The 25853-nt window shown below is 63.0% G+C and carries 23 protein-coding genes; 9 read left to right on the top strand and 14 right to left on the bottom strand.

Annotation, left to right across the window (positions count from 1 at the left end; translation table 11 throughout):
- Positions 1–5: 5 nt before the first annotated feature.
- Positions 6–1112, top strand: coding sequence for a glycosyltransferase (locus BLT09_RS22075; protein WP_091596651.1), 1107 nt, complete (start codon positions 6–8; stop codon positions 1110–1112).
- On the opposite strand, the gene BLT09_RS34375 is transcribed toward BLT09_RS22075, so the two are convergent.
- The gene (locus tag BLT09_RS34375; RefSeq protein WP_091596654.1) at positions 1109–1309 is read right to left on the bottom strand and encodes a hypothetical protein; all 201 of its coding nucleotides are present in this window, start codon (positions 1307–1309) and stop codon (positions 1109–1111) included. The genes BLT09_RS22075 and BLT09_RS34375 overlap by 4 nt on opposite strands.
- 53 nt (positions 1310–1362) lie before the next feature.
- Between BLT09_RS34375 and uxuA the strand changes: the two genes are divergently transcribed.
- From uxuA to BLT09_RS22100, 4 genes are all read left to right on the top strand, one after another.
- Positions 1363–2595 carry a mannonate dehydratase gene (gene uxuA / locus BLT09_RS22085; RefSeq protein WP_091596655.1) on the top strand — a complete coding sequence of 411 codons (1233 nt, stop codon included), beginning with the start codon at positions 1363–1365 and terminating at the stop codon, positions 2593–2595.
- A 259-nt stretch (positions 2596–2854) separates the two neighbouring features.
- A complete protein-coding gene (locus tag BLT09_RS22090; protein ID WP_091596658.1) occupies positions 2855–3826 on the top strand; it encodes a tripartite tricarboxylate transporter substrate-binding protein in 972 nt (323 codons plus the stop codon).
- Between the two features lie 100 nt (positions 3827–3926).
- Positions 3927–4388 carry a tripartite tricarboxylate transporter TctB family protein gene (locus BLT09_RS22095; protein WP_023797766.1) on the top strand — a complete coding sequence of 154 codons (462 nt, stop codon included), beginning with the start codon at positions 3927–3929 and terminating at the stop codon, positions 4386–4388.
- Between the two features lie 10 nt (positions 4389–4398).
- Positions 4399–5907, top strand: a complete 1509-nt coding sequence (locus BLT09_RS22100) for a tripartite tricarboxylate transporter permease (protein WP_027151366.1) — start codon at positions 4399–4401, stop codon at positions 5905–5907.
- Positions 5908–5989: 82 nt separating this feature from the next.
- On the opposite strand, the gene BLT09_RS22105 is transcribed toward BLT09_RS22100, so the two are convergent.
- The 6 genes from BLT09_RS22105 to BLT09_RS22130 all read right to left on the bottom strand — a co-directional run bounded on the left by BLT09_RS22105 (position 5990) and on the right by BLT09_RS22130 (position 12094).
- The gene (locus BLT09_RS22105) at positions 5990–7066 is read right to left on the bottom strand and encodes an ABC transporter ATP-binding protein (protein WP_091596661.1); all 1077 of its coding nucleotides are present in this window, start codon (positions 7064–7066) and stop codon (positions 5990–5992) included.
- A gap of 5 nt (positions 7067–7071) precedes the next feature.
- Positions 7072–8118 (bottom strand): carbohydrate ABC transporter permease, encoded by a 1047-nt coding sequence (locus BLT09_RS22110; RefSeq protein ID WP_023797762.1) that lies wholly within the window; start codon positions 8116–8118, stop codon positions 7072–7074.
- On the bottom strand, positions 8115–9233 hold the full coding sequence (locus BLT09_RS22115) for a carbohydrate ABC transporter permease (RefSeq protein ID WP_167366499.1): 1119 nt from the start codon (positions 9231–9233) through the stop codon (positions 8115–8117). Before BLT09_RS22115 ends, BLT09_RS22110 begins: the two co-directional genes overlap by 4 nt.
- A gap of 91 nt (positions 9234–9324) precedes the next feature.
- On the bottom strand, positions 9325–10797 hold the full coding sequence (locus BLT09_RS22120; protein WP_091596667.1) for an ABC transporter substrate-binding protein: 1473 nt from the start codon (positions 10795–10797) through the stop codon (positions 9325–9327).
- 200 nt (positions 10798–10997) lie between these two features.
- On the bottom strand, positions 10998–11546 hold the full coding sequence (locus BLT09_RS22125; protein ID WP_091596670.1) for an SIS domain-containing protein: 549 nt from the start codon (positions 11544–11546) through the stop codon (positions 10998–11000).
- Entirely contained in the window at positions 11489–12094 is a 606-nt protein-coding gene (locus BLT09_RS22130; protein ID WP_244529111.1) for an orotidine 5'-phosphate decarboxylase / HUMPS family protein, read from the bottom strand. The genes BLT09_RS22125 and BLT09_RS22130 overlap by 58 nt, the downstream gene beginning before the upstream one ends.
- Positions 12095–12367: 273 nt before the next feature.
- Between BLT09_RS22130 and BLT09_RS22135 the strand changes: the two genes are divergently transcribed.
- The 3 genes from BLT09_RS22135 (at position 12368) to BLT09_RS22145 (ending at position 15657) form a co-directional block, all read left to right on the top strand.
- The gene (locus BLT09_RS22135) at positions 12368–13009 is read left to right on the top strand and encodes a glucose-6-phosphate isomerase (protein ID WP_091596673.1); all 642 of its coding nucleotides are present in this window, start codon (positions 12368–12370) and stop codon (positions 13007–13009) included.
- A gap of 73 nt (positions 13010–13082) precedes the next feature.
- Positions 13083–14051, top strand: a complete 969-nt coding sequence (locus BLT09_RS22140; protein WP_091596676.1) for a shikimate dehydrogenase — start codon at positions 13083–13085, stop codon at positions 14049–14051.
- 82 nt (positions 14052–14133) lie between these two features.
- On the top strand, positions 14134–15657 hold the full coding sequence (locus tag BLT09_RS22145; RefSeq protein WP_091596678.1) for a xylulokinase: 1524 nt from the start codon (positions 14134–14136) through the stop codon (positions 15655–15657).
- 147 nt (positions 15658–15804) lie between these two features.
- Here the strand turns inward: BLT09_RS22145 and BLT09_RS22150 are convergent, their stop codons facing one another.
- The 7 genes from BLT09_RS22150 to BLT09_RS22180 form a co-directional block, all read right to left on the bottom strand.
- Positions 15805–18267 (bottom strand): arsenate reductase (azurin) large subunit, encoded by a 2463-nt coding sequence (locus tag BLT09_RS22150; RefSeq protein ID WP_091596681.1) that lies wholly within the window; start codon positions 18265–18267, stop codon positions 15805–15807.
- A gap of 14 nt (positions 18268–18281) precedes the next feature.
- A complete protein-coding gene (locus tag BLT09_RS22155; protein WP_091596682.1) occupies positions 18282–18809 on the bottom strand; it encodes an arsenate reductase (azurin) small subunit in 528 nt (175 codons plus the stop codon).
- 253 nt (positions 18810–19062) lie between these two features.
- A complete protein-coding gene (locus tag BLT09_RS22160) occupies positions 19063–20406 on the bottom strand; it encodes a sigma-54-dependent transcriptional regulator (RefSeq protein WP_091596685.1) in 1344 nt (447 codons plus the stop codon).
- Positions 20396–21853: a sensor histidine kinase gene (locus BLT09_RS22165; RefSeq protein ID WP_091596689.1), complete on the bottom strand. Its 1458-nt coding sequence runs from the start codon at positions 21851–21853 to the stop codon at positions 20396–20398. The genes BLT09_RS22160 and BLT09_RS22165 overlap by 11 nt, the downstream gene beginning before the upstream one ends.
- On the bottom strand, positions 21850–22746 hold the full coding sequence (locus BLT09_RS22170; protein ID WP_236473707.1) for a substrate-binding domain-containing protein: 897 nt from the start codon (positions 22744–22746) through the stop codon (positions 21850–21852). The genes BLT09_RS22165 and BLT09_RS22170 overlap by 4 nt, the downstream gene beginning before the upstream one ends.
- 254 nt (positions 22747–23000) lie before the next feature.
- On the bottom strand, positions 23001–23594 hold the full coding sequence (locus BLT09_RS22175; RefSeq protein ID WP_091596695.1) for a DJ-1/PfpI family protein: 594 nt from the start codon (positions 23592–23594) through the stop codon (positions 23001–23003).
- Between the two features lie 179 nt (positions 23595–23773).
- A complete protein-coding gene (locus BLT09_RS22180) occupies positions 23774–24475 on the bottom strand; it encodes a GntR family transcriptional regulator (RefSeq protein ID WP_091596697.1) in 702 nt (233 codons plus the stop codon).
- Between the two features lie 146 nt (positions 24476–24621).
- Here BLT09_RS22180 and BLT09_RS22185 point away from each other — a divergent pair, with 146 nt between their 5' ends.
- The gene (locus BLT09_RS22185) at positions 24622–25848 is read left to right on the top strand and encodes an iron-containing alcohol dehydrogenase (protein ID WP_091596700.1); all 1227 of its coding nucleotides are present in this window, start codon (positions 24622–24624) and stop codon (positions 25846–25848) included.
- Positions 25849–25853: the final 5 nt, after the last annotated feature.

The following is a 25853-nucleotide window of genomic DNA, read 5'->3' on the forward strand; positions in this document are numbered from 1 at the left end:
CAGGCATGGCGAAGCGCATTGTCTTTCACATCGCCAGTCTCAGGGGCGGCGGCGCCGAGCGTGTCTTCGTCCTCATGGCAAATGAATTGGCATCGCGTGGGCACGATGTCACCCTTTTTACCTGGAACGCGCAAGGACCCAACGCCGCGCTGCGCTCCCCCGCCGTGCATCTGGTCGATTTCGACCTTCCCATCCAGGGCGAAGGTTACGGCAAGTGGGAGACGCTGAAAGCCATCGTGCGAAGCGCAGGTTTGTTCAGCCGCCTTGGTCCGCATGCGGTCTACAGCGCCCCGGAATTTGCCAATCTGGTCGTGGCGCTGGCGCTTCTCCTGGCGCGAAGCCGGGCGCGGTTCTTTCCAAGCTTCCACGCAGCCGCCTCATTGCCTTCCAGCAGTCTCGGCGCGAGAATAGCGGTCTGGCTTTCCGCGCTGGTTGCAGCGCGCGCAACCAAAGCCATCGCCGTCTCAGCGGGTGTCGGCCGCGACCTTGCGGCCCGCGGCTTTCCCAAATCCAAAATTGTCGTCATCAACAATCCGCTGCCGCCGGTTGCGGCGCTCCAGCAGGATCCCCATGCATGGCAGCCACAGCTGGCGAGGATGGGCGATGGCCCGGTCATCGCCACCGCCGGGCGCCTGGTGCCGGTCAAGGACCATCGGACCTTGCTGCGGGCTTTCGCCATCCTGCGCGCCGGCCGCCGCGCTCGGCTTGTCATCTTCGGTGAAGGTCCGCTGGCTGCCGAATTGCGCGCCTATGCCGAGGAAACCGGTATCGGCGCGGACGTGCTCTTTGCTGGCTACGTCAACGACCCAGCCGCCTGTTATGCCGCAGCCGATCTGTTCGTGCTTTCCTCGACGAGCGAAGGCTTTGGCAATGTGCTGGTCGAGGCCATGGCTGCGGGCGTCCCGGTGGTCTCCACGGATGCGCCACATGGCCCGCGCGAGATTCTCGGTGACGGCCGTTTCGGCGCCCTGGTGCCGGTCGGCGATGCCGCGGCTATGGCAAAGGCGATGGCTGACATGCTGGACCACCCCACTTCTGTCGCCATCCTGAAAAGCAGGGCGGCGGATTTCGAAGTTGAAAAGATCGGCGATCTGTACGAAGCGCTGCTCTAATGCATGTCGCCCAAAAGTGCGCAGCGGTTTTGGGTCAACGACATGCACAAAAACAAAAGGCTAAAGCGCGTCGCAGACGCGACGCGCTTTAGCCAAGGAATTTCGCGCTGGCGCTGATTGACGCCAGCCGCTATCGCCATTCGCGCCGACATCGAAATCTGATAGCAGCGGATGAAGAAAAGCAGCAGGTCGGTCACCGCGGCAGGAGCGCGGGCAGCCGCGCGGCGATTCTTTTTAACGGAGTGTTCGAATGAGACATGTGTGGCGTTGGTTCGGCCCGGTCGACGAGGTGACGATTGCGGATGCGCGTCAAGCCGGGGCCCAAGGCATCGTCACGGCCCTTCACCACGTTCCTCACGGCGCCGTCTGGCTGCCCGCCGAAATCGAAATGCGTCAGCGCGAAGTCGCGTCCTTGCCGGATGGCAGCGCAAGCGAACTGAGCTGGGAGATTGTCGAAAGCCTGCCGGTTTCCGAAGCGATCAAGACGCAGGTCGGCGAATGGCGCAGCCATCTAGCCAACTACAGGACATCGCTGGAAAACCTGGCGCGAGCCGGCATTTCGGTCATCTGCTACAATTTCATGCCCGTGCTCGATTGGACCCGCACCGATCTTGCCTGGCGCCTGCCGCATGGCGGCACCACCATGCGCTTCGATCTGATCGACTTCGCCGCATTCGACATCCATATCCTGAAACGCCAGGCGGCGCCCGGCGACTACACACCGGAGATCGCCGCCGAGGCGGCGCGCCGATATGCGCAAATGGATGACCGTGCGCGCAAGATTCTGGCAAGAAGCGTCAATTCCGGCCTGCCCGGCTCGACCGAAGACACGTCTCTCGACGGCCTCGCGGCTCAACTGTCAAACTATGACCGCATCGACGCAACAACCCTGCGACGGCATTTCGTCGATTTCCTGGCGGAGGTCGTGCCCACGGCCGAACGCCTCGGCCTGCGACTCTGCTGTCACCCCGATGATCCGCCGTTTCCGCTGCTCGGCCTGCCGCGAATCATGTCGACTGAGGCCGACTACAGCTACGTTCTGGACGCAGTCGACAGCACGGCCAACGGCGCGACGCTGTGCACCGGATCGCTCGGCGCAAGACCCGATAATGATCTGCCCGGCATGATCGAGCGGATGGGGCCAAAAATCCACTTCGCCCATCTGCGCAATGTGCGCAAGGAAGCGGCCGGCACCCCCTGCTCGTTCCACGAGGATGAGCACCTTGCCGGCGACACCGACATGGTGGCGGTGGTGGCGGCGCTGCTTCGCGAGGAAGCGCGGCGCAAAGTGGAAGGACGCCAGGACGCCGTCATCCCGATGCGCCCCGACCACGGCCAGGATATCCTCGATGACCTGACGCGCGGGGCGCAGCCCGGCTATCCGGCCATCGGTCGGCTCAAGGGATTGGCCGAGCTCCGCGGCGTCGAACATGCGATTCGCAGGTCGACATCAGGAGAGCCGATCTCCACTTACACCGCATAATCCAGAGGGAAATGCCACAGGTCGGTCCGCGACCTGTGCTCGTTAAACATGCCATCTTCGACCGCTGGGCGTCCGGCAGTCCGCCTCCGGCCTGACGGCACCTTTTCACCCATTTGCGCGGACTTGTGTATAATAGCACCATGCGGCTTGAGTCCGATTGCAATCCGCTAGGTTACGCTAGTTATTGGTCCACCCGCAGCCGGTGTTGAGAAGAACTCCAGGAGGCGGTTGGGAATTCATATCCTGGGAGGAAATTGAGATGAGAAGATTCGCCGCCGCTCTGGCCGCCGCCGCTACGCTGTATTCGTTCGCCGCGGGCGCGCAAACCTATCCCGAACGCACCATCACCGTGGTGGTGCCGTTTTCGGCCGGCGGCCCGACCGACACGGTCACGCGCCTCGTCGCGGAAGCCATGTCGAAGGATCTCGGCCAGCAGATCATCGTCGAGAATGTCGGCGGCGCCGGCGGCACGCTGGGCGCCGGTCGCGTCGCGAGCGCCGAGCCCGACGGCTATACGCTTCTCCTCCATCATATCGGCATGGCGACAAGCGCTACGCTGTACAGAAAGCTCGCATACGACACGCTGAACAGCTTCGAATATGTCGGCCTCGTCACCGAGGTGCCGATGACCGTCGTCGGCCGCAAGGACCTCGAGCCGACCGACCTGAAGGGGCTGGTCGACTACGCCAAGGCAAACAAGGATACCGTCACCGTCGCCAATGCCGGCATAGGCGCGGCCTCGCATCTGTGCGGCATGCTATTCATGAGCGCGATCGGCACGCCGCTGGTCACCGTGCCCTACAAGGGCACCGGACCGGCCATGACCGACCTTCTCGGCGGCCAGGTCGACATCATGTGCGATCAGTCGACCAACACCACCAAGCAGATCCAGGGCGGCACGATCAAGGTCTACGCCGTCACCTCGGCTGAACGCCTCGATGTTCTGCCGGACGTCCCGACGACGACGGAAGCCGGTCTCCCGGAGGTGCAGGTCGGCATCTGGCACGGCCTCTACGCGCCCAAGGGCACGCCGGCAGAGGTCACCGAACGCCTGTCGAAGTCGCTTCAGGTCGCGCTGAAGGACCCGAATGTCGTCGCCCGCTTCGCCGAACTCGGCACCAAGCCATCGCCTGAAGCTGATGCGACTCCGGCCGCGCTGAAGGCCAAGCTGAAGGGCGAGATCGCGCGCTGGAAGCCGATCATCGAAGCCGCCGGCCAGTACGCCGACTGAGATTTTGAACGGGGCGCCCACCAGCGCCCCGTTTTTTTCACACCGGCCCCATTTTCACACCGGCATCGGCGCGCCCGCGGCGCGGGCCTGGGAGGACGTCATGAAACCCTTCACAATCGACACGACCAACGGCATATGCGCCGCGCTGTTCATCTTTCTCGGCGGATTTTTCGCGCTGCAGTCGCTCGACCTCGAAATCGGCACCGCCTTCCGCATGGGACCGGGCTATTTCCCGCTGGTCCTGGCAATCGTTTTGATCCTGCTTGGCGCCGTCATCCTCGTCGAAGCGGTGCGCTTCGAGAGCGAGCCGATCGGCCATGTAGCCTGGCGTGGCATGCTGTTCATCCTGCCTGCCCCGATCTTCTTCGGCCTGACCGTGCGCGGCCTCGGCTTCCTCCCCTCGATCTTCCTGACGGCGCTGATCGCATCCTTTGCCAGCGGTCGCATGAGGCCGCTGACCGCGCTCGTGCTCTCCGCCGGCCTGACGCTGTTTGCGTTCCTCGTCTTCAGCTATGCGCTCGGCCTGCCGTTCCGGCGCTTCGGCCCGTGGCTGCAATTTTGAGGAGATGAACATGGAACTCCTCGACAACCTCGCGCTTGGTTTTTCGACGGCCTCGTCGCTGGCAAATCTCGGTTTCTGCCTGATCGGCGTCCTTCTCGGCACGCTGATCGGCGTTTTGCCCGGTATCGGCGCCACCGCCACCATCGCCATGCTGTTGCCGATCACCTTCCAGATCGGCGACCCGGTTTCCTCCCTTATCATGCTCGCCGGCATCTATTACGGCGCGCAATATGGCGGCTCGACCACCGCCATCCTCATCAACATGCCTGGCGAGTCCTCGTCGGCCGTCACCGCCATCGACGGCTACCAGATGGCCAAGAACGGCCGCGCCGGGGCGGCACTCGCCATCGCGGCGATAGGCTCGTTCTTCGCCGGCACGGTGTCGACCTTCCTCGTCGCCGTCTTTGCCCCGCCGCTGACGGCGATCGCGCTGGAATTCGGCGCGGCCGAGTATTTTTCGCTGATGATCGTCGGCCTCGTCTCGTCCGTCGCGCTCGCCCACGGCTCGATCGTCAAGGCGCTGGCGATGGTCGTGCTTGGCCTGCTGCTCGGCATCGTCGGCACCGACATCTACACCGGCACGCCGCGCTTCACGCTCGGCATCCGCGAATATGCCGACGGGCTGAATTTCGTCGCGGTGGCGGTCGGCGTCTTCGGCGTCGCCGAGATCCTGCGCAACCTCGAAAACGAGCACGAGCGCTCGGTGATGATCCGAAGCGTCTCCGGCCTGATGCCGACCCGCGACGACTTTCGCCGCATGGCGGCGCCGATCGTGCGCGGAACCATCATCGGTTCGGCGCTAGGCATCCTGCCGGGAGGCGGCGCGATCCTTGCAGCCTTTGCCTCCTACACGGTCGAAAAACGCATCTCGAAAAACCCCGGGGAATTCGGCAAGGGCGCCGTCGAAGGCGTCGCCGGACCGGAATCGGCCAACAATGCCGGTGCGCAGACCTCGTTCATCCCGATGCTGACGCTCGGCATTCCGGCCAACCCCGTCATGGCGCTGATGATCGGCGCGATGATCATCCAGGGCATCGTGCCCGGCCCCAATGTCGCGATCGAACAGCCGGCGCTGTTTTGGGGCATCATCGCCTCGATGTGGATCGGCAATCTGATGCTGATCATCTTGAACCTGCCGCTGATCGGGCTTTGGGTGAAACTCCTGACGATCCCCTACTACGTGCTCTTCCCGATCATCATGGCGTTCTGCTCGATCGGCGTTTACAGCGTCAACACCAACATCTACGACCTCTACGCCGTCGCCTTCTTCGGCTTGCTCGGCTATCTCCTGACCAAGCTGCGCTGCGAACCGGCGCCGCTGCTGCTCGGCTTCGTGCTCGGCCCGCTGCTCGAGGAAAACCTGCGCCGCGCCATGATTCTCGCGCGCGGCGACCCGACCACCTTCGTGACGAGGCCGATCAGCGCCGGCCTGCTGTTCATCGCCTTCGCCGTGCTCGTCATCGTCTTCCTGCCGGCGGTCAAGAAGAAGCGCGAAGAGGTGTTCGTGGAGGAGAATTAATGTATGTCGCGCAAAAGCGTGCCCCTTGGGCCTGACCCGAGGGTGCGCAGTGGTTTTGCGATAACGACATGACATGCATAAGTCACGCGGCCGCCTGTCCACGGCCGCGGCCGCCGATGCGGGCTCCGGTTTCCGCATCGAACAGAAAGACGGCAGTATCCTGGAAGGTGATGCCGATCGGCTCATCCATGTCGTAGTGCGCCGATTTGTCGGCCTTGACGGTTACTGTGGCCCCACCGAACTGGCAGGTGATCAAGGTATGATCGCCGATCAGTTCCACGGCATAGACTCGCGCCGCAATCTTGCCCTCCGATGGCGCCGTGACCCGGCAATCCTCGGGCCGGAGGCCGGCAGTGACCTTCTTACGGCTTTCGGCAACGCTGGTCGCAAATCGCCCTTCCGCCCAGGCGAAGCTACCCTCGACCAGCTCGCCCCTAAGAAAATTCATCGGCGGCGAGCCGATGAATCCGGCGACGAACAGGTTCGCCGGATCGTCGTAGATCTGACGGGGCGTCGCGATCTGCTGCACGACGCCGCGGTTCATGATGGCAACACGGTGCGCCAGGGTCATGGCCTCGATCTGATCGTGGGTGACGTAGATCGTCGTCACGCCCAGATCGGCCTGCAGGCGCTTCAGTTCCGAGCGCATGTGGCCGCGCAGCTTGGCGTCGAGGTTGGAGAGCGGCTCGTCCATCAGGAAGACGCTCGGCCGCCGCACCATGGCGCGGGCGAGCGCGATGCGTTGCCGCTGACCGCCGGAAAGCTGCCGCGGATAGCGGTCGAGGAACTCCTCGAGATGCACCTTGACGGCGGCGCTGCGCACGGCGGCGTCGCGCTCAGTGCGCGGCATGCCACGCAGCTTCAGCGGATATGCGATGTTCTCGGCAACCGTCATGTGCGGATAGAGCGCGTAGGACTGGAACACCATCGCCACGTCGCGATATTTGGGCAGCACATGGGTGACGTCGCGGTCGCCGATGAGGACGCGGCCGGAACTCACCGATTCAAGCCCGGCCACCATGCGCAGCGCTGTCGTCTTGCCGCAGCCTGAAGGGCCGAGCAGCACCAGGAACTCGCCGTCCTCGATCTCCAGGTCGAGCCCTTTGACCACCTCGACCGCGCCGAAGGACTTGTAGATATCGGACAGGGTGACCCGCATAATGACTAGCCCTTCACTGCGCCGACCAGCAGTCCGCGCGCGATATGCTTCTGCAGGATGCTTGAGATGATGATCACGGGGGCGATCATCACGGTTATCAACACCGACATGTTCCACCATTGCGGCCCGCGGGTCGTGTTCTGTGCCGATACCAGCACCGGCATGGTCTGCGCATCGGCATTGGAGAGGAAGAGGGCCAGCAAATACTCGTTCCAGGCAAGGATCAGCACCAGCAGGAAGGTCGCGACTAGGCCGGACCGCACCAGCGGCAGCGCGATGGTGAAGAAAACGCGGAACTTGGAGGCCCCGTCTATTTGTGCGCTCTCCTCGAGGTCGAGCGGGATGCCGGCGAAGAAATCGCGCGTCAGCCACACGACGATCGGCAGGTTGATGGCGGTGTAGGTGGCGATCAGCGCCACCTGCGTGTCAAGCAGGCGCATCTGCTGGAACATCACGTAGATCGGCAATACGGCGACGATCGGCGGCATAATACGGTTCGAGATGATCCAGAACTCAATGTCGCTGTTGCCGACCGCAAGCTTTGTGCGTCCAACGAGCGTGAACAGCGCAATGACGAAGAGAGCTGCCGCCACAACAATGGCGATCTCCCAGCGCACGCCGAAAGTGGCCACCGCCACGATGATTGCGGTGAGCAGGATCAGGAAGATTGCAACGGCAGCGAGCTTCACCTGGAAGCGGATACGCACGAGCGCGTAGGCTGCCAGCGAGCCGATCAGGACTGCGAGCAGCGTGCTGGCGACGGCGACAACGACCGAATTCATGTAAGGGCGCAGCGTATAATTCTGCACGAGCATGAAGTCCCATGCCTGAAGCGAGGGAGCAAAGTCGACGAACGGAAGATAGAACGGCCCGTTGTCGACCTCGCCAGGCCCCTTGAAGGACGTGATGAACACCCAGTAGAGGGGAATCACCACAACCAGCGTCCACAGGGACAACAGCACATAGGTCAGCACCCTGGCGACCGGCGCCTGGCTGTCGATCGAGGCCGGCTCGAACAGCCGGCGCGCCAGCGAGCGCGGCTCGGTGCTCATGCTTCGAACCGGCGCGCCGGCCGGACCACGAAGTTGAAGAACGAGACGCATACGATGGTCGAGATGAAGAGCAGCATGTAGCCGATAGCGGCCGAGCCGCCGAGATCCTGGGTGCGCCAGGAAATGAAGGAATGGAGCGTCATCGATTCCGTCGCCAGGCCGGGGCCGCCGCCGGTGAGCACGTTCGGCAGATCGATGATCTTGAAAGCCTCGATGAGCCGGATCAGCACGACGGTAGCGGCAATCGGCGCGATCGCTGGCCAGGTAATGTCGCGAAAAATCTGGAAGCCGTTGGCGCCGTCGAGCCGTGCCGCCTCGACCTGATCGCGCGGCTGGTTCTCGATGGCCGCCAGCAGCACGATGAACATGAACGGCGTCCACTGCCAGGTGTCGCCGACCAACACCATCAGCCGCGCCGACCAGGCCTCCGTGGCCCACGACCACTCGCTGATGCCGAAAGCGCGCACGAGCGGGGCGAAGGGCCCCTTCTGCATGTCGGCGAGCATGCGGAACGTGTAGGCGATGCCGACCGGGGTCACCATCAGCGGGATGAAGAAGAGGACGCGAAAGAAATTCCGGCCGCGGATCGGCTGGCCGCACAGCAGCGCGAGGCCCAGCCCCAGTGCGAACTGCACGGACACGCCGACGAACACGTAGAGAAGCGTGTTGACGACAGTCCCCGGCACGCCGCCCGGCGCCATGGTGGCCAGCGCAAGAACCGCCAGGCCCATCGCCATCGAGGTCACCAGAAGCCGACCAACCGTGCCGACGACGGTCGGCCTGCCACGCAACAAGTAGCGGGCGAGGAGGAAAAACAGCCCTGCCGCGATCAAGGCCAGCAAAGCGAATTGGACAAAGCCGAACGTGCCAAACTTACCGAGCAGGTGATACTGCTGCGAGCCGACCAGCAGCTTGCGGAAGTTCAAAAGTCCGATGAATTTCAACGTGAATCCGCCCGACGCGAGCGCAAAGCGCGAAAGAGCGAGATAGGCCGAGATGATGAGCGGAAAAATCGCGAAGCAGAGAAGCACGACGACGGCTGGCAGCACCATGATCCGGCCTGAGTGACCGTCCAGCCATTCGGCCCAGCTGCGGCGGTCGGCAGCGTCTGGCATCGTGTCGGTTGCGGTCATCATACCCTGAGAAAGTGGGGCAGGCATCAGACCCGGCGCGGACGATGCCACGCCGGGCCGTTTGCTTGGCTGCCTATTTGGCGCCGATGGTCGCCTTGTAAAGTTTGAGCTGCTCGTCTTTGCCAACCTCTTCGTTCAGCTCATTCCAGCCTTCCTCGACCGCCGCGACGGTCGCTTCCTTGTCGATTTCGCCGGCGAGGAAGCGCGACACCGCCTCGTCGAGCACGACCTGCTGGTATTTCTGATTTTGTGGGATGCGCAGGTCGAGGATCATGTTCGGGCTGCTCATGCTGTCGTTGATCGCGCCCAAGTAGACTTTGGCCTCCTCCTCGCTCATGCCGGCCTTCTTCCAAAGGTCGCTGTAGCCGAGCTGCGAGGTGCGGTACGGGTTGAACCCGGTGCCGCCGACGGTAACGTCGGCATTCGACTGCGCTGGCTGCGTCATGAACGAGAAGTAGGCGTAGGCGGCGTCCTTCACCTTCGGATCGGCCGCCGCGTTGATGCCGCCGCCCCAGCCGCCAAAGGCGGCGAATGGTGCATGGTTCACGCCGTCGATCGCGTGCGGGCAGTTTTCTGCCGTGCAGGCCTCTAGCTTGCCGGTGTCCCAGTTCAGGACCTCCTTGGATCCGGGCATGATCGCAGCGCCCCATTTGCCCATCACCTTGGACTGCTTCGGATCGATCGAGATCGTGCCTACATCACCCCAGTCGAGGTTCAGCGCGCAGCGGCCGGAAGCGAAGAGCGGCCTTGTATCGCTGACGTCGAGGTTCAACTCGTCCGGCGGGCCGTACTTGGTCGATTCAGACAGGAAGTCGAGCGCCTTGCGGAAGGCGTCGTTGTTGACGAGCGGCGTCATGTCCTTGGTGTTGAAGAAGGTGCCTTGGCTGGTTCCCTTGGACTGGGTCATCGAGCCGACCACATCGGTGACGAACCAATAGCTCTGCGCGTTGCGCTTCTTGGCGATGCACGAGCCGAAATCCGGCGTCCCATCGCCGCTCATGTCCTTGCCATGCGTGGCCTTGGCGACTTCGAGATACTCATCCCAGGTTTTCGGCACCGCCAGGCCGGCCGCTTCCAGCACGTCCTTGCGGTAGTACATCATGTGGAAGTCGCCATCGAGCGTGATCATGTAGGTCTTGCCGCTGTACTTCTCGGAGAAGTCCCGGAAGAACGCGCCCACATCGTCCTGCTGGATGTCCTTGTCGGCCTCGACCCGCGGCGTCAGGTCCTCGAGGTAGCCGCCGGCAATGTAGTCGACCATCCATTGCGGGGCGAACACGCCGGCGTCGACCGAGTTGGTGCCGCTCGCCCAGTCGGTGAGAATCTTCTGATAGAGATCCGAGAAGGGCACCGCGATGACATTGATCTTGGCGCCGGTGAGCGCTTCGAACTCGGGCGCGCGCCGCTGCAGCGGCTCCTGAATCGCACCGGTCTGCGTAATGACGTTCACGGTAACCCCCGCAAACGGCTTGTCCTGGGCAAAGGCAGGCGCGCCAACCAGCGCGGCAAAAGCCGAAAAGCCGGCCAGAAAGACCCCAATTCTCATCAGACTTCCTCCCGTGTTGACCGGGACATGTTCCTGCGAACCAAGCCGCCGGTATCTCCCCGTCGGCTGCCGTCGCCAGAGCACGGCACCAACGCTTGCCAAGCACAATATCGGCATCGCGCAGCGAGTCCAGTGCCTTGCCGCGACGGAAGGTGAGCTGCCCCGCGGGCTTCCCGGCCAACGCACCGCGTCACCGATGCTCACTGCAAGTTGGTGTGGCGGTGCAACATCAGTCTGTGCGCGTCGGGTATCTGCTGGGCCATGAAGAGCACAATGGAGTCGAGCAGGATGAGGCAGGATTGCTCGAACAGGCTGCCGCCAAACTGTTTCGATTTCTCGACAGGGACATGCAGCGTGACATCGGCAATGCCGGCCAGGGTCCCGGCCGGCTGATGCGTCAGCGTAACGACCTTGGCGCCCTCCGCCTTGGCGATGCGGGCAAAGCCTGTACTGACCGGCGTTTCCCCGGAGCCGGAGACGATCAGCAGCGCATCGCCCTTGCGGATCGATGGCGCCGATGCCTCACCGACGAAATGCACCGCTCGACCAAGATGCATGAAGCGCATCGCACTCATTTGCGCGACAAGGCCGGAGCGTCCCTGCCCGGAAAAGAACCATCGCCGATCGGGGTCATCGAACGCTTGCACCAGTCTTGCAAAGGCGTCGGCGTCGATCCGGCCAAGAACGTCGGTTATCTCCTGTCCCACGGCCAGCCACGGCCTGGATTGGGCAATCTGTCGCGAATCCATCGGGCTACCTCTTTCGGACTTGCCGATTCTGTGATGGCGCTGCCCACCACCAGGATTTCAGGCTCGACTGCGATCACCGCTTGCAGCGTGTCGGGGCCGATCCCGCCGGCGAGCGAAACCAGAAAGCCGCGATCATGCATCTTTCTCACGGCGTCAATATGTGACGTGGAGGTGTTGCCCGCCAGCCGCGCATCGGTTGGCGAATGGACCGCGATGTAGCCGAAGCTTTCGGGGAAGACAGCATTCACGGGAAGCAATTCTGCCTTGCCCGCCTCGGTGATGGTGTCGACGACGACCGTCGCGCCGAAGGCGGCGGCACATTTTCCGACCGCCTCATGCGTGGCGGACGAAGCACACGACAGCACCGTCATGAACGCGGCACCGGCGCCGAATACCATATCAGCCTCGAACCGGCCGGCGTCGACGGTTTTGGTATCAGCCAACACCATGACTTCAGGGCAGAGCTCGCGCGCCGTGGTGATGGCAGAGAGGCCGAGGCGTTTCAGCAATGGCGTGCCGATCTCGATAATGTCGGCAAATTCCTTCATCTGCGGGAGCAGAGCCAGGTGTTCAGGCTTGTCGAAGGCGACTTGGAGGAGCAAGGCGGTTCTCTCGGATTGCTTAAGGCAGCGAGGGCGGCATGCCGCCCAACCCACTGTCGTGTGCTTCGTGGTCGAAATCTGCCATAATCCAGCAACCTCCAGGCTGGTCTGCACAGGGAGAGCAAATCGTGCCCTGCAAAGCAAGTGGTCTTGTCGAAAGCAGGAGGTGCGGGCCAGATCAGCGCCGACGCCACCTGCAATGCAGTATGAGGTAGTCCTTTGACGAGACTGTTTGAGCCCATTGGATGCAAGGTCGACCTGCCGACTGGTGCGATGGGAAATGCAACCGGCAGCTACCAAAAGCGCTTCCGCGATCTGGACGGGCTCTATGCCGACGCCGCGGCGTTCGAAGCCATGCGCGTGACATGGGGTGAGCGCATCGTCTACGAGGTGTCCGAGTTCCGACCGACCGAGCAGTCGGGCGACCTGATTTTCGGCGTCACGCACATCGCGCCAGGCAAGGTCGGCGACGAATATTTCATGACGCGCGGTCACATCCACAGGCAGGCCGACCGGCCCGAGATCTACTATGGCCAGAAAGGGCACGGTCTCATGCTGATGGAGTCGCCGGAGGGCGAGGTTCGCATCCTGCCGATCGACGCCCAGACCGTCTGTTATGTTCCGCCATTCTGGATCCACCGCTCGATCATTGTCGGGGAAGGCGATCTGGTGATGCTGTTCTGCTACCCCGCCAATTCAGGGCAGGACTACGAGATCATCGCGAGATCGGGAGGCATGCGCTCGCGCGTGGTCGCCGGCGATGGAGGCTGGAGGCAAGTCGACAACCCGGATTGGCGACCGCGTGACGCAAAGCTGATCTCTGCCCTCTATGGGCAACGATCCGGCACGGCGCCGGCATGAAGGCTCGCTACGAGATCGCTGCTTCATTTAGCATTGCTGCACTGCGCGCGGAGAAAATCCGGGAGAATGGCGAATGAGCCGCTATCGGCCGGCCACCCAGCCGACATTCTACTTTATCGGCGTCACGACGACGAGCAGCTCGATCATGCGGGTTTTCCCCGCATGGGCGCGCCACCTCGGGCTGAAGGAAGCGGTTCTCAAGGATGCGGTTCTCAGGGGCATCGACTTTTCACTCCATGCTGATCCGGAGGCCTACCGTGAGGTCGTCTCCTTCATAAAATCCGACCCGCAGTCGCTTGGCGCGCTCGTCACCACGCACAAGATCGATCTTTTCAACGCAGCGCGCGACCTGTTCGATGTGATCGATCCGCACGCCCGCCTGATGCACGAGACCAGTTGCCTGTCGAAGCGGGGCGGAAAACTCGTCTGCCATGCCAAGGATCCGATCTCTTCGGGCCTTGCGATAGACGGTTTCATTCCGGCGGGATATTTTGCGGACACCGGCGCGGAGGTCCTGTCGATGGGCGCCGGCGGATCGACGATAGCGATCACCTGGCACCTGATGCGCAAGCAACGTGGCGCCGACTTGCCTTCGCGCATCATTGTCAGCGACCTTTCGCAGCCGCGTCTCGATGAAATCGGTCGCATCCACAGAGACATGACGTCGGCGGTCGAGCTCGAATATGTCCTGGCGGACCGACCAGAGATCAATGACGAGACGTTGGCGGCGCTGAAACCAGGATCGCTGGTGATCAACGCGACCGGACTTGGCAAGGACGCGCCCGGCTCGCCGATTACCGATGACGGCGTGTTCCCCAAGCGCGGCATTGCCTGGGATCTCAACTATCGCGGCGACCTGATCTTCCTCGACCAGGCAAGGCGGCAGCAGGCCCGACAGCAGTTGCAGATCGAGGATGGTTGGACATATTTCCTGCATGGCTGGACGCAGGTGATCGCAGAGGTCTTCGACATCGCGATCCCGGTGTCGGGACCGGATTTCGACGAGATGTCGCGCATCGCCATCGAAGCGGCGAAAGGCTGATGCCGTGGGTCTCGTCACGCCGCGCTCGCTCTGACCGATAGACAGAGGATCACATGTTTGCCCATCTCAGGACTCTTCCGAAATGAGCGGCGAGCTTTTCCTCGCCATCGACGTCGGCACCGGCAGCGTCCGCGCCGCACTGATCGATGTCGCCGGCAAGATCCTCGAGCTTGCGTCGCGCGAGCACGACCAGATCGTGCCGGAATTCGGCTGGGCCGAACAGCGGCCACTCGACTGGTGGGAGGGTGCGCGAGCCAGCGTCAAGACGGTGCTGGACCGCGTCGAAAGCGCCCGCGAAAACATCTCTGCCATCTGCGTCTGCGGGCAGATGCACGGGCTGGTCCTGCTCGACGCGCACGGTGCGCTGACGCGCGACACGGCACCGCTCTGGAACGACAAGCGCACCGTCGATCTCGTCCGTCGCTTCGAGCAAGCGAACCAGCCGGACAGCTACCTGCCCGAAAGCGGCAACACGCCGACCCCGGCATGGCCGGGCTTCAAACTGCAATGGGTCCGAGACAACGATCCCGCCGCATACGCCCGCAGCGCAGTCGCCATCATGCCGAAGGATTACATCAACTACCGGCTGACCGGCGAGATCGCCATGGATACAGGCGACGCGTCCTGCAGCTTCCTGATGAACCCGGAGCGGCTCGACTGGTCGCCGGTGATGATCGAGCGCATGGGTCTTGACGCCGCCAAGCTGCCGCCGATCCGCAACTCGCTCGATGTCGTCGGCCACGTCACCGAACAGGCGGCGCTCGACACCGGCCTGCGCTCTGGAACCCCGGTGCTGGTCGGTGGTGCCGACTATCCGGTGGCACTGCTCGGCTCAGGCGCCTGTCGGCCGGGAATGGGTTCCGACAGCACCGGCACGGGCGCCATCATCACGGTGATCGCAGAGAGGCCGCTGCTTGACCCGGAAATCTCGAACGTTGCGACGATCGAAGGCAACTGGGCGCAATTCGTGCTGCTGGAGACCGGCGGCGACGGCATGCGCTGGGCACGCCGCGCCTTCCACGGCAACGCGCTGTCCTACGACGAGATCGTCGCCCGCGCCGCCGAGGCGCCGGCCGGTTGCGACGCGCTGCTCTTCATGCCCTTTCTCACCGGCGAACGCCTGGGGCGCCATCGCAACGCCCGCGCACAGTTCTTCGGATTGGGCGCCGGGCATGGCATGGAGCATTTGCACCGCTCGATCCTGGAAGGCATCGCCTTTGCCATGACGCGCCACATCCGCATCATGGAACACGCGTCAAACAGGCCGCTGGAGCGCGTTATCGCTGCGGGTGGCGGGGCGCGCACCGAACTCTGGCTGAAGATCAAGGCCAGTGCCTTCAACATTCCGATCCTGGTCCCGCGGGAGCCCGAATGCGGCATTGTCGGCTGTGCCGCGATGGCCGCGACGGCGACAGGCCGCTTCTCGCGCGTCGACCAGGCGGCCGAGCGCTTCGTGAGCTACGGCGCCGAAATGCTGCCGGACCCCGGATGGGCCGAGACCTACAAGCGCACCCAACCGGTTTTCGAGCAGCTCTACCATCACAGCCAGGCGCTCTACGACGACATTGACGCACTGGCGGCCGCCACGCGCCAGACCCAGCCGTGACGTCTGCCTGGCGATCGCACGGGGTTTGCGCAGCTCCGAGTCTCGGGTCCCAGCCCTCGGCAGTCCCGAGGAGAAGCTCGAGGCCGCCGCTGCCTGATGGCATTGGTCGGCGGCCTCGACAGCCAGATGGGGCTTGGGAGGGCCACCTCAGCCGGCCTGATACTCCTGCGACTTGAACGACAGGTGCTTCACGCCTTCCGGGGCATCCGAGATTTTGCGGATGTTCGCCCAGGTCTGCTTGTAGTTCGGCAGGATCAGCTCATTGGTGCCGGCATTGATGACGTTGCCCTGCACGCCGGTCGGGAATCCGAACAGCATGAAGGTCTCGCCCTTCCTGGCGCTCGGCGTCGGGTAGACCATCGCCTGGGTCGAGCCGCTCTCGTTGTAGACCTCGACGAGGTCGCCGTTGTTCACGCCGAGTTCGCTCATGTCGTCCGGGCTCATCTCGATGAACGGATAGGGCCAGCGGTCCATCACGAATTCGCTCTCCTGGTCCAAAAAGGCATTCTGCCAGACCTGGTTGGCGCGCCCGTTGTTGATGAGGTACTTGTTGTTCTTCTTCTGCTCCTCCTTGCCCGGCGCCTGCAGGCCGCGCCATTGCGCTTCCATGAAGGTCGCCTTGCCGTCCTTTGTGCCGAACTTGCCGTCGGTATAAAGACGCTTGGTGCCGACGATCTTGCCGTCTTCGAAACCGGTAGCGGGCTCCTGGAAGCCGTTGTTGCCCATTGCCTTCAGACGCTCATAGGTGACGAATTCGCCGCCTCCGGCATTTTTGTTGTAGCCGTCCATGAAGGCGTCTTCCTCGGTCTTCCAGTCGTAACCCTTGAACTGGTCGGCATAGGCATTGTCGCCCATTTCGCGCAGCACCTTCTCCATGTGCTGGGCAAGCCCGGCGGCGATGAGACAGTCCGGCCTGGCGTTGCCGGGCGGGTCCATGTAGCGCTCGACCAGCCGCATGCGTCGCTCGCCGTTCATCGACGTCAGGTTCATTTCGCCCGACTCGGCCGCCGGCAGCCAGACATGGCTCGCCGCGCCGATCTTGGACGGGATGATGTCGACGTCGACCGAGAACAGTCCGCCGGCCTTGATGGCGGCCAGGATGGCTTCGACCATCGCCTGCCGGTCGCCATACGGCACCTTGCTCATCGCATCCTTCACGATGTCGGTGCGCTTCTTGTAGACCATGTTGAACTGGTGGGCGTTCAGCGTGGTCTTGTAATGGTCGCAGGCCCAGATGTGATGAACGCCGCCCTTGCCCTCGATCAGCAGCTTGTCGACATAGGCGGCAGGTCGGCCGACATGCGCGTCGGAGGGACGGACATAGCCTTCCTGGTGGCCGCCCATGCGCACGCAGCCGCCGCCCTCGCGACCGACATTGCCGGTGGCGAGCGCGACGTTCACCAGCGCGGCATTGGTGCGATAATTGTCGTTGCCCCAGATCAGGCCCTTCTCGTAGGCGAACATGGTGCGTCGACGCTTACCGTCCTTGGGCTCGGCGATCCATGCCGCCGACTGACGGATCTGGTCGACGGTCAGCCCGGTGATTTTCGCAGCATCTTCAAGCGTGGTCTTGTTGGCGGCGAGCGCCTTGTCGAAATCTTTGGTCGACGCGTCGATGAAGGCCTTGTCGATCCAGCCTTTGTCGGCAATCTCGGTCAGCCAGGCATTGAACAGCACCATGTCGGTGCCGGAATTGATGGCAAGGTGCATGAGGTTTTCCTTGCCGGCTTCGGCCTCGGCCGCATTGACCGATACGGTGCGGCGCGGATCGACGAAGATAATGCGTGCCTTGGCATGCGGTTCGTCCGGAAGCTGCGCCTGTTTTTTCTGCATCGAGGTGCCGCGCAGGTTCGGGACCCAGTGGTTGAGGAAATAGTTGGTCTGCGTCTCCAACGGATTGTTGCCGACCGAGACAAGCGTATCGGCGAGTTCGGCATCCTCGTAGCAGTTGTTCAGCTCACCGACGCCCATGTCGCGGGTCGCATGGACTTCGGAATTGTAGGCCGGCCTGTTGTGGATGCGGATGTTCTTCACCTTCATCGAGCCGAAATAGAGTTTTCCGGTGCCCCAGGTGTTTTCGTAGCCGCCGGCCGAACCGCCGTGATCGAAAACGGAGACGAACAGCCCATCCTCGCCCTGATCCTTGACGACGGCGGCGGTGACACGAGCAACGAGATCGAGGGCATCTTCCCAGGAGGTCGGTTGCATCTGGCCGTAGCGCCAGACCATTGGATCGGTGAGACGTTGCTGCTGCGAGCCGCGGGCGGTCGAGTAACGCAGCTCGCCCATGCGGGCGCCGCGCACCGAGCCGAGGCCGGAATTCACTTCGCAGTCGTGGTCCGGCTTGATGACGATGTGGACGTCCTTGCCGTCCTGCTTGACGATGTTGTACATCGACGGCGCGTACCAGGCGTCGGTCTCGGCACCCTGCTGCTCGGCGAGATCGACGCCGAACACATTCGAGGCGGCATCGGTGCCGCCCTGCTTGTTGGTCGGCCAGGTGTAGGCGTGATAGCCGCAGCCGACGATGCAATAGTGGCAGGTGACGTTGTGCTTCTTGGCATCCGCCGGAATGATCGGCAGGCGGTCGATGTGACGTTTGTAGGCCATGATCCGATCCTCCCTTAAAGCACGTTGCTCAGACGGCCGTAGAGCAGCTCGTCCAGGCCCTCGGCATAGATGTCGCCCTTGTCGTCGATGCGGAGCGCATATTGCGGCAGGTTGGCGGTCGACTGCCCCCAGATCTGTTGCCCGCCGGCATCCGCGTCGAAGCGCGAATAATGGCCGGGGCAATTGAACGAGTGGTCGTCGGCATTGTAGTTGAGCGGGAAGCCCTTGTGCGGGCAGATGGTCGAGAAGCCGACGATGTCGCCGTCAGGGCCGGCGCCGCCTTCCACTTTCATTCCAAGCTTCAGCAGCACACCGGGCGCGTTCTCATCGGGGTAGCCGACATCGAAAGGCTCGTTCGGCTTCAAATCGGCAATATTGGCCAGCTTGTTCGACGGGTATTCGACCAGCGCCAGACCGGGTGCAGCCTTGGTCTCGGCTTGTGCCGGCAGCGCCACCGCGGTGGCCACGCCGGCGGCGGCGAATGCCCCTCCCCTCAAGAATTGACGGCGGCCGACGTCGACCAGCCTGTTGCAGCGATCCATGCATTCCTCCCATTGGCGAAATCGCGCAAGCGGTCTTGCAACGCCTGTGCCAACCGGAGAAGCCGCCGGTTTGATTGAAGCGCGTCGCATTGAACGGATTCATGCGACGCGCTTCAAGTTCTTGTTTTTATGCATATCGTTGCCGCAAAACCGCTGCGCACTTTTGCGCGACATGCATTGGAGAAACTGCTGGAAAGCCAGCACCAAGCGGCCTGCATGTTCGGAAATCTGGACATGCTGCACTGCCGAAGGTTCAGGAAGTCGAACGCGCCCGATCGGCAACGCCGAGCCGCGTCATCTTCTCCCAAAGCGTCGTTCGCGAGATCGCCAGCAACCCGGCTGCTTTTGCGATTTGACCGCCGGTTTCGTCCAGCGCCCGCTCTATCTGCCGCCGCTCCGCGGCATCGCGAACATCGGCCAGCGGCACGAATGCAGCACTTGCGGGTTTTGCTGTGCGCTCCGGGAACAGGTCGCCGGGCATGATCCATTCACTGGTCGACAACGCCACCGCCCGCTCGACGCGGTTTCTGAGCTCCCGCACATTTCCGGGCCAGGGATAGGCGAGTGCGGCCTCCTCGGCCAGCGCGCTGAAACCCCGGATCCGGGTATCGGATCGGGTCGCTGCGTTTTCAAGGAACCTCTCGAGCAGCCAGGTAATGTCCTCATGCCGCTCGCGCAGCGGTGGAATCGTCACCGGCAGGACCGCGAGTCGAAAATACAGATCTTCGCGGAAGCTCGACCGCCCATCGCGTTGGCCAAGGTCGCGATGCGTGGCGGAAACCACCCGTGCGCCAAACGTGCAGGGCGTCTCGCCGCCGACGCGATTGAAACTGCCATCCTCAATGAGCCTGAGCAGTTTTGCCTGAAGCGGCATTGGCATGTCGCCGATCTCGTCCAGGAACAACGTGCCTTTTCCGGCCCGTTCGGCGTATCCGAGATGCCGCTGCTGCGCCCCGGTAAACGCCCCTTTTTCGTGACCGAAGATCTCGCTTTCCAGCAGTTCGGCCGGGATCGCCGCACAGTTCACCGCGATGAACGGCTCCAGGCGCCGAGGCGAGACCTCATGCAGCAGGCGGGCCGCCACTTCTTTCCCGCATCCGGTCTCGCCGGTGATCAGCACCGGAAGATCGTGGCCCGCGTAACGGCGCAGCAAGTCTTCGGCATGCTGGATGGCCGGCGACTCGCCGAGGAAATAGCCGTTGAGACGAAGCTGGCTATGCGTTGTCCGCCGTGCGGCATCGATCCTCCGCAAAAATTCATCCATCGCGAACGGCTTGGTCATGAAATCGACGGCGCCGGATCGCATCAACCGGACTGCCTGGTCAATCTCGCCATGGCCGGTCACGAAGACAAAGGGTGGCGAATTCGGCAGGTTGGCAAGCTCGCTGAAAACCACTTCGCCGGAAATATCCGGGAGACGGACGTCACAAATCACCAGGTCGAGGCAACCGCAGAGGCCTTCAATTCCGGAGATGGCATCTCGCCCTGACTGCCACCAATTCACCTGCCAGCCCTCGAGCTCGAGGCGCTGGACGATCGACCCGCCCATGACGGGATCGTCCTCGACGAGGCCTATCCGGGCGCGCTCAGGCGGCATGGGCTTTGGTGTCCTCCCTGTCGAAGGGAATTGTCAGCGTGACCGCCGTCCCTCCCCCTCTTTTGGCTGCGATACTGGCACGTCCGCCGAGATCGTCAACCACGCGGCGGACCATCCAGAGGCCGAGACCACGTCCCGCGCGTACGGCCGGACCGGGATCCTGGTCGATGAGGATCCCCGCGATGTCGGCCGGCATTCCGGTGCCCTGGTCGCCAATTTCGATGTGCAACCGGTCTTCCCAGCTCATCGCCGTCAGCGAAACCGTCCCGTCTTCCGGAGTGACCGCGCTGGCATTGAGGAGGAGGTTGAGGACTGCCTGACGGACGGGACCGCCTCGGATGGGCAATTCCCGCGCACCGTTCCATGCGACGCTAAAGTCCAGCCGCTGCCGCTTGCGGCGCAATTCCGGCTTGAGCAACAGGTGGACATCGTCCAGATCGGCAGCCGTCATCGGGCGCTGCGATCGTTCTGGCCGATACGTCGCCAGCGCGGCCTCGACCACGTCGCGAATGCCGGCGAGGCCGCGCTCGATCAGGCTGATCGACGTGTCGCGAACACCGGGGGTTTCGCCATGGGTCTTCAACGTATCGAGTGCGTTGAACAGGCCGCCAAGCGGATTGTTGATCTCGTGCGCCATGCCGGAAGCGAGACGCCCGAGGCTCGACAGCTTCTCTTCCTCGGCGAGCTGCATGGCGAGGTTCGCGCGCTCACGCTCGGCATGGACAAGGGCGTTGTAGCCGCGGAACAGGCCTGCGACCTCGGAGTCCCCGGACGGGATTTCCCGGGACGAGATCGGCTCGGCCGCGCCATGCGCTGCAACGCGCATGTGGTCCTCCAGCACCCGCATCGGCCCGATCATCTGCCTCACCAGCACGAAGCCGCCCAGCGCGAACAACGCTGCAAGCACGCCATTGGTAATGAGCAGGGTGACCAGGATCTCACGGCGCTCGGCAAAGAGATGCGAAACATCGAATGTCGCGTGGATGGTCCCGATCGGCTGACCCTGATAGACGAGATCGCGGTGGGCGAACCCGGTCAACCTGGCCTCGTCGATGGTGACGACATCCGGCCCATAGCGATTGCGGTAATCGGCCGATAATTCGGAATAGGTCGCGATCCGGTTCGGATCGCTCGCTGCGAGCACCTTGCCGTCTGAGCCGGTCACCACGGTCTCGATCGGAGCGAGCGATTTATAGGACGCCGAGGACCTGTCGAGCGCGTCGAACACCTCCCAGACGTCGGCCCGCAACACAGCCGGCACGACCGCTGACGAAAGCCCGTCCAGATAGGTCTCGGCAAGACCGTTGAGGAAGCTTTCCTGTGTCCGCGACAGCCGGCTGAGCACGCGCTCGGAAATGGCCGCACTGATGACCACCATGAGCAAAGCGACAAGGACCGGCACGCGGTAGGAGACGGGAATCGATCGGAAACGCCAAAACAGTTTCATCCGAACTGCCTCACGATTTCCACCTTGGCCGCAATCGCGTCGAAGTGCGACGGACCGGTTGCCACGAACCCGTCCAGACGAAGCAGGGCAAGGACCTTGCGACCCTCGGCATCGTCCTGCATGGAAATCAAGGCCAGCTGCAACGCCCTGACGCGTCGATCGTTGGCGACGGACTTCGGCGACGCGATTGGCGGAAAGCCCAGCCATTCCGACTTGCGCACGATCCTGGTCTGCTTCACCAGATCCGGCTCGGTCTCACGCATGACCTCGTAGACATAGCCGTCGACGCTGCCCGACTGAGCGAGGCCGGAGGCGACGGCCCTGATGACGTTTCGGTGGCCATAGGTGAAAAAGCTGCGCGCGAAAAAGCTGCCGGCAAGCTGGCGGTTCTCCGCAAGCAGCGCCCGCGTCACCAGAAAACCCGAATTTGAATCAGGATCCGAGAACGCATGGACGTCGCCTTTCAGTCCGGCCCAGTCATCCACTTTACGGTCGGCCGAAGCGATCAGGTACGATTGGTAGAGCGGCTTGCCGTGCCAGACCGGGGCTGCGACAAGGTCGAGATCGGCCTTGAACTGCACGTAGGGATAGCCGCAGATCCATGCCGACTGGATCTGGCCGGAAACCAGCAGCGCGGTGATCTCCTGATAGGTGCGGCGCGTCACGAGCTCGATCCGGCCACCGATCCTGGCGCTGAGATAGCTGCGCAGATGGCCAAGCAGTTCGAGATCGTTCGAGAGGAAGACCGGCGTCAGGCCGAATTTGAAACTCTCTTCTTCGGCGCCAAGCGCAACGGGGGCGAAGACCGCACCCGAAACGGCGGCCGCAATCAGATCACGCCGTGTGATCGGAACGCCGTCGGTGGCCCTGTGCGGGTTGCCTAGGTTCCTCAACAATCGCCTCCCGACCGGAGCGAGAGCGCGCCCGGTCGATCCGATCATATCCGAAAATGCAGAAGTGCAGGAACTGCAAAAAGAAGCCGGATTTTGGGCCGAATTTTGAAGCGAGCCGACGCATCCCGTCTGGGATGCGTCGGACGATTGACTCAAGCATGTCGCGCAAAAGTGTGCAGCGGTTTTTGCGATAACGACATGCAAAAACAACAACCTAAAGCGCGTCGCATGAGGCCGGTCAAACGTGACGCGCTTTAGGTGTGGCGTATTTCCGTCCCCAGCACCTTCAGGCACTCGCGGATGAACGCGGCTAGTGCCGTCCAGCCCTTTGCCGAGACCATCGTTCCATCGACATAGGCCTCGGTCGGGGACAGGTCGATATAGGTTCCACCGGCGAGGGTCACTTCCGGCTCGCAGGCGGCCAGCGCACCTACTTTCTTGCCACGCACGACGCCGTCGACGGCGATCAGGATCTGGACGCCATGGCAGATCGTAAAGATCGGCTTCTGGTTTTCGTGGAAATGGCGGACGATCGCCTGCACGCGCTTGTCCGTGCGGATGTACTCGGGGCCTCGGCCGCCCGCGCAATAGACGGCATGATACTGGTCGAGCTGTCTTTCCGCCTCCGAAAAGGTCTTGTTCAGCAAAGCATAGTGGCCGGGTTTTTCGGTGTAGGTCTGGTCACCTTCGAAATCGTGAAGCGACGTCTTGATCAGGTCTCCGGCGTTCTTGTCAGGACAGACAACGTGGACGATGTGGCCGACCGCCTCCATCGCCTGCTGATAGACGAAGATCTCGTATTCCTCGGTAAACTCACCGGTCAACATCAGTATTTTCTTGCCTGGCATGGTCGGTTCCTCGTTTTGTGAAGGGAAGGGTCTTGTGAATTGAAGGCGGGCGGGCCTTGCGCTCGCCCGGCGGCGCGGGTCTCAGAAATGGCGATCCGCCCCGGGCGTTTGCTTGCCTGATCGACGGTGCGTTCAGCTTGACGGCGCCGCTCCCGACGGTGACGAACATCGTGCCAGCCTCAATCGAACGCCGGCAACAAACGATCACGGGAATGCTCGATATGACGGCGCATCGCCTGTTCCGCCGCAGCGGGGTCGGAGGCGGCGAAGGCGGCCAGGATGGCCTGATGCTCGTCGAGCGCTTCCTCGGTGACGCGCGAATGGAACATCAGGCGGAAGATGTGGAAGTGGGTATGCTGGAACGCGAGCGTCTCGCGCACGAGGCCATTGTTGGCAAATTCCATGATCCGGTCGTGGAAAATGGCGTCCTGCCGCGCGAAGTTGGAGTAACGCAGGCGTTCATCCTTGCCTTCGCGGCGCGCCATGCCCCCTGCGGACTCCTCAAGCACCGCAAGTTTCGTCTCATCCATCAATGCGGCTGCTTTGGCCGCCGCATGCGGCTCGAGCAGCAGGCGAAGCTCATAGAGTTCGTCAAATCGGCGCCTGGTTATCTGCGGCGCGGCGCGGTAGCCGATCAAATGTGTCTTCAGCACAAGGCCTTCGCCTTCGAGGCGGCCAAGCGCTTCACGGATCGGCGTGTGGGATACGTCGAGCTCCTTGACCAGGCTGTCGACGGTGATCCGTGCGCCAGGCGCGATCTTCAGCGCCATGAGTTGCGCGAAGATCGCTTCATAGACGTCCTCAACCAGGCTGGTGGATCGCTGGATGCGCCCGCTGGCGGGGTCGACTTCTCGGGAATTGCTTGCGTTCGTGACCTGCATCTTTGCCTCTTGACAGGATCACTGGCTAACACGATGCTTCGCTCAATACAATCCTATATCCTATACGATTTGATAGAGGATGCCTTTAGCACCGAGCTCGGCGAGCTTTCGCCTTCCACTCCCACATCATCGAGGGACGCAAGACCATGAGCCTTTTCGCTGCCATAAGGCTGCCGCGTGAAATCCTCTTCGGCAAGGGCCAGCGCCATGTCATTGCAACCGTTGCGGCCAGGCTCGGCCATCGCGCTCTCGTCTGTACGGACGAGCGCTTTGCCGCAACTGTCGCCTTCGCCGAGATCATGGCGGCGCTCGAAGGCGCATCGATCGATGTTCTGGTGCACGATCGTGTGCAGCCCGATGTGCCGCGCGACACCGTTGCCGTCTGCGTCGAGGAGGCGCGGGAGTTTGCGCCCGACATGGTGATCGGCATCGGCGGCGGCAGTTGTCTCGACATGGCCAAATGCGCCGCGTTGCTCATCAGTCACGGCGGCCTGCTCCAGGACTACTACGGCGAGTTCAAGGTGCCCGGTCCGACACTGCCGCTGATCGCGGTGCCAACGACAGCCGGCACCGGCTCGGAAGTAACCCCCGTCGCCGTGATCTCCGATCCGGATCGCACCATGAAGGTAGGCATCTCCAGCCCGCATCTGATCGCGGCAGCCGCCATCTGCGACCCGGAACTGACGATGACATGTCCCCCGGGACTGACGGCGATCGCCGGCGCAGACGCGCTGACCCATGCGGTCGAGGCTTTTACCGCCGCCAGGCGCGGCACTGACCCCAGCCTGCCGCAACAACATGTCTTCATCGGCAAGAGCGCGCTGACCGATCATTTTGCGCTGCTCGCGATCAAGCTGCTTGGCCGCAGTCTCGAGAAGGCCTGCCGCGACCCCACCGACGAGGACGCTCGCGCCGATGTGATGATGGGCGCGCTTGCGGCCGGCTGTGCGTTCGGAACGGCCGGAACGGCAGCGGCGCACGCGGTGCAATATCCGGTCGGCGCCCTTACCCACACCGCTCACGGGCTGGGTGTCGCCACCATGCTGCCGTATGTCATGAAGTACAACTGCGCCGCCGCTGCCGCCGAGATGACCGAGATCGGCCTTGCCCTTGGTCTCGACGGCAAGGACCGGAGCACCGCTGAGATGGCCGACGCGACGATCGACGAGATCGGCCGGCTGTTTGCAGCGATCGGGATCACGCCTACGCTGGCCAGGCTCGGGCTTCCCGCCGACAAGCTCGATTGGACGGCCGAACAGGCGCTCGGCATCGACCGTCTCATCAAGAACAATCCGCGTCCATTCGACCCGGCAGCCATGCGCGGCCTGATCCAGGCCGCCTATGATGGCGACCTCGCCGCCTGTGTCATGTGAGCAAC

It is taken from the genome of Mesorhizobium muleiense, from assembly GCF_900099905.1.
GTDB lineage: Bacteria > Pseudomonadota > Alphaproteobacteria > Rhizobiales > Rhizobiaceae > Mesorhizobium > Mesorhizobium muleiense.